General features: G+C 72.0%; 8 protein-coding genes and 1 pseudogene. 3 read left to right on the top strand and 6 right to left on the bottom strand.

Translation table 11 applies throughout. The features are described from left to right. Positions 1 to 3: 3 nt before the first annotated feature. Positions 4 to 1,083: an ROK family protein gene (locus ACFOX0_RS18540; RefSeq protein ID WP_377547494.1), complete on the bottom strand. Its 1,080-nt coding sequence runs from the start codon at positions 1,081 to 1,083 to the stop codon at positions 4 to 6. A 125-nt stretch (positions 1,084 to 1,208) separates the two neighbouring features. Between ACFOX0_RS18540 and xylA the strand changes: the two genes are divergently transcribed. Next, positions 1,209 to 2,393 (top strand): xylose isomerase, encoded by a 1,185-nt coding sequence (xylA, locus tag ACFOX0_RS18535; protein ID WP_377547492.1) that lies wholly within the window; start codon positions 1,209 to 1,211, stop codon positions 2,391 to 2,393. 2 nt (positions 2,394 to 2,395) lie between these two features. After that, positions 2,396 to 3,796 (top strand): xylulokinase, encoded by a 1,401-nt coding sequence (gene xylB, locus ACFOX0_RS18530; RefSeq protein WP_377547489.1) that lies wholly within the window; start codon positions 2,396 to 2,398, stop codon positions 3,794 to 3,796. A gap of 318 nt (positions 3,797 to 4,114) precedes the next feature. Here xylB and ACFOX0_RS18525 read toward each other — a convergent pair whose 3' ends face one another. From ACFOX0_RS18525 to ACFOX0_RS18505, 5 genes and pseudogenes are all read right to left on the bottom strand, one after another. Then, positions 4,115 to 6,436 carry an AbfB domain-containing protein gene (locus ACFOX0_RS18525; protein ID WP_377547487.1) on the bottom strand — a complete coding sequence of 774 codons (2,322 nt, stop codon included), beginning with the start codon at positions 6,434 to 6,436 and terminating at the stop codon, positions 4,115 to 4,117. A gap of 72 nt (positions 6,437 to 6,508) precedes the next feature. Next, positions 6,509 to 7,108, bottom strand: coding sequence for a LutC/YkgG family protein (locus tag ACFOX0_RS18520; protein WP_377547484.1), 600 nt, complete (start codon positions 7,106 to 7,108; stop codon positions 6,509 to 6,511). Continuing rightward, positions 7,105 to 8,535 (bottom strand): lactate utilization protein B, encoded by a 1,431-nt coding sequence (locus ACFOX0_RS18515; RefSeq protein ID WP_377547482.1) that lies wholly within the window; start codon positions 8,533 to 8,535, stop codon positions 7,105 to 7,107. The genes ACFOX0_RS18520 and ACFOX0_RS18515 overlap by 4 nt, the downstream gene beginning before the upstream one ends. Then, positions 8,532 to 9,311, bottom strand: a complete 780-nt coding sequence (locus ACFOX0_RS18510; RefSeq protein WP_377547480.1) for a (Fe-S)-binding protein — start codon at positions 9,309 to 9,311, stop codon at positions 8,532 to 8,534. Before ACFOX0_RS18510 ends, ACFOX0_RS18515 begins: the two co-directional genes overlap by 4 nt. Positions 9,312 to 9,369: 58 nt before the next feature. After that, positions 9,370 to 10,379, bottom strand: a pseudogene (locus tag ACFOX0_RS18505) (glycoside hydrolase family 5 protein); the annotation flags it as partial. A 459-nt stretch (positions 10,380 to 10,838) separates the two neighbouring features. On the opposite strand from ACFOX0_RS18505, the gene ACFOX0_RS18500 reads away from it, so the two are divergent. Then, entirely contained in the window at positions 10,839 to 12,026 is a 1,188-nt protein-coding gene (locus ACFOX0_RS18500; protein ID WP_377547478.1) for an aminotransferase class I/II-fold pyridoxal phosphate-dependent enzyme, read from the top strand. Positions 12,027 to 12,079: the final 53 nt, after the last annotated feature.

Below are 12,079 nucleotides of genomic sequence, written 5' to 3'. Positions count from 1 at the left end.
CCCTCAGCCCACCCGCCGCAGCCAGGCCGCCGGATCGTCCCGCACCTCGCGTACCACCGCGTCCGCCGCGCCGCGCACCGCGGCGTTCGTGCCCAGCCGCGCGGCGCGCAGCGTGACCGGCGCGAGACCGGCGGTCAGCACCCGGCGCCGCAGCTCGGCCTCGATCCCGTCGCGCAGCCGATCGAAGTACGTCGCGTAGGCCCCGCCCAGCACGACGACCGGTACGTCCAGCAGGTTGACCGCCGCGGACAGCGCGATGCCCAGCGCGGCGGCGGCCCGGGGCTCGCCGGCGGCGAGCGCCTCCTGACCGGCGTACTGCTCCAGGCAGCCGGTCGCGCCGCAGCGGCAAGGCCGCCCGTCCGGGTAGATTGTCACGTGCCCGATCTCGCCGCTCCAGCCACGCACGCCGCGGTAGAGCTCGCCGTCGATCACCAGCCCGGCGCCGATGCCGATCTCGCCGGAGACGTACAGGAAGGTCTGTTCGGCGCCCGGCACCCGCAGCTCGCCGAGAGCGGCGAGATTGGCCTCGTTGTCGACGACGACCGGCAGGTCGGCGAGTTCGGGCACGCCGCGCAGCAGCGCCGACGCGTCCACGTCCCGCCAGCCCAGGTTGGGCGCGTCCAGGACCGTCCCGGCGGAGACCAGGCCGGGGACCGCGAGGGCGGCGCCGGCCATCACCAGCCCGTCGGCCTCGGCGGCGAGCCGGGCCCGGGCGGCCAGCCGGCCCAGCGCGGCGAGCGCGGCGGCCGCCGCGGCCGGGCGCTGGTCGGCGTGCTCGACGAGGTGCTGCCGGACCGTGCCGGTCAGGTCGACCACGCAGGCGGCCAGGTAGTCGACGTTGATCTCGCAGCCGAGACCTGCCGGGCCGGCCGAGGTGAGCGCCAGGCCGGCGGCCGGGCGCCCGGCTCCGGTCCGTGGCGGCGGGTCCAGCTCGGTCAGCAACCCGCCCGCGATCAGGTCGTCGACCAGCGCCGAGACGGTGGCCCGGGTCAGCCCGGTGGCGGCCGCGACCGAGGCGCGGGACGGCGGATCCGCGCTGGTCGCCACGGTGTCCAGCACCAGCGCGAGGTTGTGGGCACGCATGCTCGACTGCCGGACCGGGGCCCTCGCGGGCGAGGTCAGTCGAGCCGTCACGGCCTTGACAATGCCACACCCCCGGCAAATAATTCAACCGCCAAACAAATCGAACGCGTTTCCCGGAGGTAACCGTGTCTGTGCAGCCCACACGTGACGACAAGTTCTCCTTCGGTCTGTGGACCGTCGGCTGGGAGGCGCGCGACCCGTTCGGTGAGGCCACCCGTCCGGCGCTCGACCCGATCGAGACCGTGCACAAGCTCGCCGAGCTCGGGGCGTACGGTGTCGGGTTCCACGACGACGACCTGGTGCCGTTCGGCGCCGACGCCGCGACCCGGGACGGCATCATCGCCAGGTTCAAGAAGGCGCTCGACGAGACCGGCCTGATCGTCCCGTCGGTGACCACCAACCTGTTCACCCACCCGGTGTTCAAGGACGGCGGTTTCACCAGCAACGACCGGGGCGTCCGCCGCTACGCGCTGCGCAAGGTGCTGCGCCAGATGGACCTCGGCGCCGAGCTGGGCTCCAAGATCCTGGTGCTGTGGGGCGGCCGGGAGGGCTCGGAGTACGACTCGGCGAAGGACGTCCGGGCCGCCCTCGACCGCTACCGCGAGGCCCTCAACCTGCTCGCGCAGTACTCGGAGGATCGCGGCTACGGCTTCCGCTTCGCCATCGAGCCGAAGCCGAACGAGCCCCGCGGCGACATCCTGCTCCCCACCGCCGGTCACGCCATCGCCTTCACCCAGGAGTTGGAGCGGCCCGAGCTGTTCGGCATCAACCCCGAGGTCGGCCACGAGCAGATGTCCAACCTCAACTTCACGCACGGCATCGCCCAGGCGCTGTGGCACAACAAGCTCTTCCACATCGACCTGAACGGCCAGCACGGCCCGAAGTACGACCAGGACCTGGTCTTCGGCCACGGCGACCTGTTCAACGCGTTCTCCACGGTCGACCTGCTGGAGAACGGGCTGGACGGCGTCAGCCCCTACGACGGTCCGCGCCACTTCGACTACAAGCCGTCGCGCACCGAGAACGTCGACGGCGCCTGGGAGTCGGTGAAGGCGAACATGCGGACGTACCTGCTGCTCAAGGAGCGGGCCGCCGCCTTCCGCGCCGACCCGGAGGTGCAGGAGGCGCTGGCCGCGGCCAGGGTCGGCGACCTGTCCACCCCGACCCTGAAGCCGGGCGAGTCGTACGCCGACCTGCTCGCCGACCGCGACGCGTTCGAGGACTTCGACGTCACCGCCGCCGGCGCCCAGGGCTACGGGTTCATCAGGCTCCACCAGCTGGCCGTCGAGCACCTGATGGGAGCCCGCTGACCATGGCACTGGTGGCCGGGATCGACAGCTCGACGCAGTCGTGCAAGGTGGTCGTCCGGGACGCCGGGACCGGGCAGCTGGTCCGGCAGGGCCGGGCCGCCCATCCGGACGGCACCGAGGTGCATCCGGACGCCTGGTGGACCGCGCTGCGGCAGGCGATCGACGAGGCGGGCGGTCTCGACGACGTGGCCGCCGCCTCGGTGGCCGGCCAGCAGCACGGCATGGTCGTGCTGGACGAGAACGGTGACGTGGTCCGCCCGGCGCTGCTGTGGAACGACACCCGCAGCGCCGGCGCGGCCGCCGACCTGACCCGGGAGCTGGGCGGCGGGGACAAGTGGGCGGAAGCGGTCGGCATCGTGCCGGTCGCCAGCTTCACGCTGACCAAGCTGCGCTGGCTGGCCCGCAACGAGCCGGAGAACGCGGCCCGGGTCGCCGCGGTCTGCCTACCGCACGACTGGCTGACCTGGAAACTGTCCGGGTCCACCGACATCGCGGACATCAGGACCGACCGCAGCGACGCCAGCGGCACGCTCTACTGGTCCGCCCGGACCAACGAGTACCGTCCCGACCTGCTGGAGCTCGGTTTCGGCCGGACCCTGGCAACGCCCGAGGTGCTCGGTCCGACGGGCATCGCCGGGCACCTGCCCCATGGCGCCCCACTCGGCCCGGGAGCCGGGGACAACGCGGCCGCCGCCCTCGGGACCGGCGCGCTGCCCGGCGACGTGATCGTCTCGATCGGCACGTCCGGCACCGTCTTCGTCTCGTCGGACACGGCGCCGGTCGACCCGAGCGGCACGGTGGCCGGATTCGCCGACACCACCGGCCGGTTCCTGCCGATCGTGGTCACCCTCAACGCCGCCCGGGTGCTGGACGCGGCCGCCACCCTGCTCGGCGTCTCGCACGACGAGTTGTCCCGGCTCGCGCTGGCCGCGCCGGCCGGCGCGGACGGCCTGGTCCTGGTGCCGTACCTGGAGGGTGAGCGGACCCCGAACCGGCCGGACGCCACCGGCGCGATCCACGGGCTGACCCTGAAGACGTCCGACCCGGCACACCTGGCCCGGGCCGCCGTCGAGGGCATGCTGTGCGCGCTGGCCGACGGCCTGGACGCGCTGGTCGACCAGGGCGCGCAGGCCAACCGGATCGTCCTGGTCGGCGGCGGGGCCAGGAGCGAGGCGGTCCGCCGCATCGCTCCCGCGCTGTTCGGCAAGCCGGTGCTGGTCCCGCCGCCCGGGGAGTACGTCGCCGACGGCGCGGCCCGGCAGGCCGCCTGGGTCACCACCGGCGGCGACACCCCGCCGGCCTGGTCGGCGCAGCCCTCCGCGATCTACGAGGACGACCCGGTCCCGCGGATCCGCGAGCAGTACGCGGCCGCCCAGCACGCCGTGCTGGACCGGAGCCGCTGACGCGCACCGCCTCGGGCTCGCGCTGGACGTGGCTGTCCACGCCATGACCACGTCCAGCGCGAGCCAGGGCCTTCTTCGGCATCTCAACCCGTCGCCTGTGCGGTCGGTCGCACGGTGCTGGTCACCGGTCGGCGGCCGAGCCGCCGCGGCCGCAGGCTGCCGGCGAGGCACAGCAGTACGCCGAGGAGAAGCCACGTGGCGAGGACGATGACCGAATGGGTGGCGCCGTGGCTGTCGAAGAAGGCGGTGGAGCGCAGCAGCCGGCCACCGGCGCCCGGTGGTAGCAGTTGTAGGCCCGTGGCGGCTGCCGCGACGCGGTTACGGACTCCAGGGCGCGGTGATGTTCCAGGTGGCGTCCGCCGCCCAGACCGCGGAATCGGTCGCGCCGTCGCTGATCCACACCTCGGCATTGACATGCCGCAGGTACGAACCCCGGTAGTTGTACGACTCCAGGGAGACCCCGCTGCCGGTCAGGCCGGCCCGCGCACACCAGGTCGCGTCCGCCCGCATCAGGGCCGAGCCGTCGTCGGCGGAGTTCCGCACCCGGGAGAAGGCGTGCCGCAGGTACTGCCCGGGATAGTTGACCGACTCGAACGAGTAACAACCGCTGTCGGCCAGTCCCGCCCTGATCATGTACGTGGCGTCGTCCCGCAGCCCCGCCGGGCTGTCCGCGGTGACCACCTCCGTGTAGGCCAGGCTGTTCATGTGCCGCAGGAACCGGTCGGTGTAGCCGGGCGTGGTGACCTGAAACGAGCGTCGGGTGTTCAACGGCAGCGTGACCGGGGTGGTGGGCGGTAGCGACCGCGACGCGGCGATGAGCGCCAGGTTGGCCGCCCGCACCCGGGCCTCGTCCATCTTCACCACCCGACGGTCGTAGGTGAGGAAGCCGTTCAGCTCACCCTCCAGATCGGTGATCTCGGTGTACACGGCCGCGCTGAGCCCCTTGCCGACGAGCAGATTCCGTACGCCCTGCGTCAGGCCGACGTACCGGTCGGTGAGCACGGCCGAGGAGGGCACCCACTCGTACGCGAAGAAGCCGCCGCTCGGGCTGTACTCGTGACCCGGCGTCCGCAGGCCCAGGCCACCGAACTCGCCGAGCACGCCGACGCGGTCGGCGGACGGCGGCGGTGCGGCCGGTCCCAGGTACATGTGCCAGTCGTCGATGTCGCCGTTTCCGGGGTTGCCGAGCGACTGGCAGCAGTTGTAGCCGCTGTGCACGTTCACCAACCGGGTCGGGTCCTGGCCCTTGACGGCCTGCCCGACCCGCCTGGTGTCGGCGAGCGCCCGCTCGCCCCATCCCTCGTTGTAGACGGTGTACGCGACGACGGACGGGGCGTCGCGGTGCTCGTCGACGATCTCCCGCGCCTCGGCCTCGAACTGCGCCTGCTGGCCGTTGTCGGCGTCGATCTCCTGTGCGGTCATCGACGGGATGTCCTGCCAGACGAGCACGCCGAGCCGGTCGGCGTGGTAGAACCAGCGCTGCGGCTCCACCTTGATGTGCTTGCGCACCATGTTGAAGCCCAGGTCCTTGTGCTTCTGCAGATCGTAGGCGAGCGCGGCGTCGGTGGGCGCGGTGTAGAGGCCGTCCGGCCAGAAGCCCTGGTCGAGGGTGCCGACCTGGAAGACGAACTCCCCGTTGAGCTTCGGCCGCAGGACCCCGTTGACGAGGCCGGTGGTGATCTGCCGCATGCCGAAGTAGTGGGTGGTCCGGTCCACCGTGGCGCCCCGGGCGTCGCGCAGCGTCACGCGCAGGTCGTAGAGGAACGGGTCCTCCGGCGACCAGCGCCGGGCGTCGGGCACCGGCACGGAGAACTCGGTGAAGCCACCGGTGGCCGATCCCACCACCCGGCCAGCGCTGACCGCCTCGGCCCGTACGGTGTCACCACGTAGGTCACCCTGGCCGACGACGCGGACCCGGAGCGTGTTGGTGGCCAGGTCCGGACGGAGGTCGACCCGGGTGATCGACGAGGCGGGGGTGGGCTCCAGCCACACCGTCTGCCAGATGCCGGAGGTGGGCGTGTAGAAGATGCCGCCCGGGGTCTTGGTCTGCTTTCCGATCGGCGGCAGGCTCCCGTTCTGCCGGGTGTCCGTGGGATCCCACACCTTGACGACGAGTTCGTTGTCACCTCGGCGCAGCCGCGGGGTGATGTCGAAGGTGAACGCGTCGTAGCCGCCGGTGTGCCCACCGACCCGTACGCCGTTGACCCAGACGGTGGTCTGCCAGTCGACCGCGCCGAAGTGCAGCTGCACCCGCCGACCGGACCAGTGCGCCGGCACGGTGAAGGTACGCCGGTAGAGGAGGTAGTTGCGGTTGTCTTCGGCCGCCCGCATGACGCCGGACAGGGCGGACTCGACCGGGAACGGTACGTTGACCCGCTCGGGCAGGTCGGTGTCGAACTGCGGGGCGTCGTCGGTGGCGGACTGGCGCAGCTGCCACTCCCCGTTCAGGTTGAGCCAGTCGGGGCGGGTCATCTGCGGTCGCGGGTACTCCGGTAGCGGCGTCCCGGCGAGCGCCTCGGCGGTCCACGGCGTGGTCAACGGCGGTGCCTTGGCGGGTACGGCCTGCGCGGCGGGTGCGTGGACGAACAGACCGGCCAGCAGGACAGAGACGGCGGCCAGCGCCCGGCTTCGGATCGACATATCTATAAAGATAGTTGGCAGAGAGCGCTCTCACCAGGCTCTTCCGATCCGCCCGACCACCCTGTCCGATCGTCAGCCCGTGATGATCACGTGGAGGCTGCGGGGGCCGTGGACGCCCTCGACCCGGTTCAGCTCGATGTCGCTGGTGGCCGACGGCCCGCTGATCCAGGTCAGCGGCCGGCACGGGTCGAGGCGGTCGAGCGCGTCGGGCACGGTGGCGACGACCTGGTCGGCTCGTACCACGCACAGGTGCACGTCGGGCAGCAGCGTGATGATCCGGCGGCCCTGGTCCGGCCCGGCGTCGAGCACGATGGTGCCGGTCTCGGCGACGGCCACCGCCGCCGCCGTGACGACCCCGCGCGCGGCGGCGATCCGGGCCGCCGGAAGGTCGTCGTCCGGCACCGCGCGCACGCCGTCCGGCAGCCAGTGCGGGGAGAGCCCCGGTGGGACCACGACCTGCCGGCCACCGAGTACCTCGGCCACGATCCGGGCGACGTCGGCGTCGCCGCACCGGTGCACCGTGGCCCGGTAGTCGGTGACCCGGTCCACGAACACGTCCAGATCGACGGCGACCGCACCGGCGGCCCGGTAATCACGGGGCGGGTCGGCCGGTGCCGGCCGGGGCTCGCCGAGGGCGGCCTTCAGCCGGCCGAGGATCAGCTCGCGGCTCATCGCGACGCCCACCACTGCCGGAACGTCTCCGGCGGCGGTTCCGGCAGGTCACGGCTGGCGGTCCAGCCGGACAGCGGCGGTGGCAGGCCACGGCCCCGACGGCCGGCGAGCCGGCTCAGCTTCGCGGCGCGCTGCGCGGCCGCGTACAGGGCGGGGTGGTCCATGGTGTACGCGGCGGCGGCCATCGTCGCCGCCTCGGCCCGAGGATGCGGCACCTTCGCGCGCAGGTGGACCAGGATGGACGGAATGTCGATCATCACCGGGCAGGCGTCGAAGCAGGCGCCACAGAGCGACGACGCGTACGGCAGGGACCCGTTGTCCGCGACCCCGGTGAGCTGCGGCGAGAGCACCGCGCCGATCGGGCCGGGATACACCGATCCGTAGGCGTGCCCGCCGGTGCGTTCGTAGACCGGGCAGACGTTGAGGCAGGCCGAGCAGCGGATGCAGTGCAACGCCTCCCGGCCGACCGGGTCGGCGAGCACCGCGCTGCGCCCGTTGTCCAGCAGCACCAGGTGGAACGCCTGCGGGCCGTCGCCCGGGGTGACACCGGTCCACATCGAGGTGTACGGGTTCATCCGTTCCCCGGTCGAGGCCCGAGGCAGCAGTTGCAGGAAGACCTCCAGGTCGCGCCAGGTCGGGACGACCTTCTCGATGCCCATGACGGTGATCAGCGTCTCGGGCAGGGTCAGGCACATCCGCCCGTTGCCCTCGGACTCGACCACCGCGAGCGTCCCCGTCTCGGCGACGGCGAAGTTGGCGCCGGACACGGCCACCCGGGTGCTCAGGAACGTCTCCCGCAGGTGCCGGCGCGCGGCGGCGGCCAGAACCGCCGGCTCGTCGGTCAACGCCGGGTCGACGCCCGGCATCGCCCGCAGGAAGATCTCCCGGATCTCGGCCCGGTTGCGGTGGATCGCCGGCACCAGGATGTGGCTCGGCCGGTCGTCGCCGAGCTGCACGATCAGCTCCGCGAGGTCGGTCTCGACCGGCTCGATCCCCGCGCCGGACAGCGCCTCGTTGAGGCCGATCTCCTGGGTGGCCATCGACTTGACCTTCATCACCCGGTGCGCGCCGGTGGCCCGGATCAGGTCGGTGACGATCCGGTTGGCCGCCACCGCGTCGACGGCCCAGTGCACCGTCCCGCCGGCCCGGACGACCGCCGCCTCCAACTGCTCCAGCAACTCGGGCAGCCGGGCCATGGTGTCGGCCTTGATCGCCCGCCCGGCGGCCCGTAGTTGCTGCCAGTCCGGCACCTCGTCGATCACCGCCGCCGACTTGGCCCGGATCGTGGTGGTGGCGTGGCCGAGGTTGCGGCGTAGCTGCGGGTCGGCCAGGCCGCGTCGGGCCGCCGCCGGGAACGGCTCGTCGCCGCGCAGGTGACCGACGCCGCGGGGAGCGGTGGCCGGCATGCCGAGAAAGGTCTCCGTCATCGCGTACCTCCGCTGGTCGGGGTGACGATCGCCCCGCCGGTCGGGTCTGCGTCGGTGCCGGCCAGGATCTCGGCCAGGTGCACGGTGCGCACGCCGGCGCGCAGCCGGGACAACCCACCGCCGATGTGCATCAGGCAGGACGCGTCCCCGGCGGCGCACACGTCCGCCCCGGTCGCCAGCACGTGACGCATCTTGTCGGCCAGCATCGCCGTGGAGGTGTCCGCGTTCTTCAGCGCGAACGTGCCACCGAAGCCGCAGCACTGCTCCGCCTGGGGCAGCTCCACCAGCTCCAGCCCCCGCACCGCGCGCAGCAGCCGCAGCGGACGGTCCCCCACCCGCAGCATCCGCAGCGAGTGACAGGTCGGGTGGTAGGTCACCCGATGCGGATAGTACGCCCCCACGTCGGTGACCCCGAGCACGTCGACGAGGAATTCGGACAGCTCGTACGTGCGACCGGCGACCTCCTCGGCCCGGCCGGCCAGCCGTTCGTCACCCGCCCGCCGGGCCACCATGGCGTGCTGGTGCCGCACCGAGCCCACGCACGAGCCGGACGGGGCCACCACCACGTCGTACGGGGCGAACGTGCGCACGTACCGGCGGACCAGGCGCAGCGCGTCGTCCGGGTAGCCGGTGTTGACGTGCATCTGGCCGCAGCACGTCTGCCCCTCGGGAAAGACCACCTCGTGACCGAGGCGCTCCAGCAGCCGTACCGTCGCCACCGCCGCCTGCGGGAACAGCGCGTCGGCCAGGCAGGTCACGAACAACGCGACGCGCATCCTCCACCACCCATCCGAGGCCCTGAGAGTAATCGTCGATGAACGGTGGGGGCAGGGGTCAGCGGGTGCGTATGTGCTCGCGGATCCAGACACCGGCTGGCTTCAGCACGTCGGTGCCGGCGTACTCCGTGCCCGAGCAGGTTCCGGCCCTGAAGACCGCCCCCGACCGTGGATCGTCGGAGTAGTTCCAGTTCACCCAACTGATTTTGCGTTTGGCCATCAGGTCGAGGTACCGCTGGGCGTCGGTGAAATCGTCCGCGCCGTTGCCGGTGTAGGTCTGGGTACCGAACTCGGTGACGAAAATCGGGAGAACCCTCGACACCCGGGACAGCGCGTCGAAGTAACGCGTGCCGTGCGAGGCCGCGTAGAAGTGGAAGGTGTACATCACGTTCCCGGCCCGAACCGGATTCTTGATCACTTCCCGTTCCGAACCGCCGTCGGAGAGGCCGAAGGTGGACCAGCCGGCGGTCCCCACCAGCACCACCGCGCCAGGATCCTGGGAGCGGATCACCGGGATGATCTTCTCAGCGTACGACCTGATCGTCGACCAGGAGACTCCGTTCGGTTCGTTCGCCACCTCGTACAGGATGTTTGTCTTGTCCCGGTGCCGGGCGGCAACCTCGGCGAAGAACGTCCGGGCACGGTCGAGGTTGTGGTTGGGGTCGCCGGGATTCACCATGTGCCAGTCCACGATCACGTAGAGCCCGCGTTTCGTCACCCGCTCGACAGTTTCGTTCACCAGGTCGGTGAAGCCTCGCGGATCGGTCTCGTACCCCTCCTCCTGCACGTAAAGGGAGACCCGCAGGGCGTCGGCCCGCCAGTCGTCGGCGAGCGCGTCCAACGAGGCGTCGTTGACGCACTGGGCGTACCACTGGATTCCGTGGGTGCTCATGCCCCGCAGTTGGATCGGGTTGCCGTGCTGGTTGCAGAGCAGGGCGCCGCAGACGCGCAGCCGGCCGTTGATTCCGACCGGGGTGGCGGCGGCCGACCGGCGGGCCGCGGCATCGGAGGTGGCCCGACCGTCAGCCGGGGCACCACCGTTCGAGACCCACTCGGCCGTGCCCGGCCAGGCGGGCGCGACGAGGTTCCGGACGGCCGGCACCGCGAGCAGGGCCGCCACCACCGTCGCCGTGGCCAGGCCGCCCACGAGCACCGCCACGGGTCGCAAGCGGATCATCCGTTTCCTCCAGGTCACACTGACGGTGCAACTCCGGGGATGGCGGAGTCGAGCTGGCACCCGCGGCACCAACGACCAGGTCAGTAGGCACCCGCCCATCCAACCACGCAGTACGGCTCGGTCCCCGATGGGATCGCGTCCCGGGCGTGACGCAGCTCGGTGACGCCGCGCATCTGGTCGCCCCGCACGGAGACGCACCGGACGAGGTACCGAGGCACACGTAGGTTTCGCCGACGCGGACGCGCCGTCGCCAGGTAGTGACGCTCGTGTCAACGCCGGCTCGACCTTTCAGGCGAAGCCGACACCAATCTGCTCCCCGCCGAGGAGGGCGAATTTGTTACCGTCGTGCGATGGCCGCCGATCCGTTCGACAAAGCCGGCCTGCATCAGGCAGAGGACGTCCTGAAGGCGCACGGTGTCGACGCGTATTTTCGCGCAGCGGCCGAACGCACCGGTGACTCGCACATCATCATCGACGGCCGCAGGGTGCTGATGGCCGGCTCCGCCGACTACCTCGGGCTGTCCACCCATCCGCGTCTCGTCGAGGCGGCGGTCGCGGCGACCCGGCGGTACGGCACCACGGTCAGCGGGTCGCGCGCCCTCAACGGCACCCTCGACCTGCACGTCACCCTGGAGGAGCGGATCGCCGCATTCCTCGGGCAGGAGGCGGCGGCCGTCACGACCACCGGGTTCCAGGCCAACCTGGCATTGTCGGCCCTGCTCGGCCGGGACGACGTCGCCTTCGGGGACGCGCGCAACCACGCCAGTCTCATCGAGGCGGTCCGGTTGGGCTGGGGAAAGGCGCGCAGCTACCGCGACCCCGAGCAGCTGCGATCGAGGCTGGCCGCCGCACCGGACGGCGGCGGCCGTCTCGTTTTCACCGACGGCGTCTTCTCGATGGACGGTGATGTCGCCGACCTGCGCGAGCTGCGGGCGGTCGCCGACGCGTACGGGGCGAAGCTCGTCGTCGACGCCGCGCACGACATGGGGGTGCTGGGCGTCGGCGGCGCCGGCTTGGCTGCCGGGCTGCGAGTCGACCTGATCACCAGCACCTTCTCGAAGGCGTTCGGATCCCTCGGCGGAGTTCTGGCCGGCCCTCGCGACAACGTCCGCTATCTGCGCAGCAACGCCCGGTCGGTGCTCTTCTCGGCCGCCCTGCCGCCCGCCTCGGCGGCCGCCGCCCTTGCGGCCCTCGAGGTGATCGCCGCCGAGCCGGAGCGCCGGGCCCGGGCCCTCGACCTGGCCGAATCCCTGCACAACGGACTGCGGTCGCTGGGGTACGACACCCGACCGTCGACCACACCGATCATTCCGGTCCGGTTCACCACCATGGCCGAGGCCGGCACGTTCTGGGCGGGCCTGTTCGAGGCGGGCGTCTTCACCAACCTGGTCGGGCCACCTGCCGCCACCACCCCGGCGCTACGCCTGTCGCTGACCGCCAACCACGACGAGTCGCACGTGGCCACGGTCCTCTCGGCCTTCCACGACGTGGGCGGCGGGCGCGGGACCGATCTGCCGCCGGTCACCATGACCCGCTGACCGGACGGCCGCCGAGGGCCTTGACGCCCGCCAGGGCAGGTCGGCAGGCTGAG

This window comes from Micromonospora zhanjiangensis (assembly GCF_042650605.1).
GTDB classification, from domain to species: domain Bacteria; phylum Actinomycetota; class Actinomycetes; order Mycobacteriales; family Micromonosporaceae; genus Micromonospora_J; species Micromonospora_J zhanjiangensis.
This window is presented reverse-complemented; position numbering and strand designations above follow the sequence as displayed.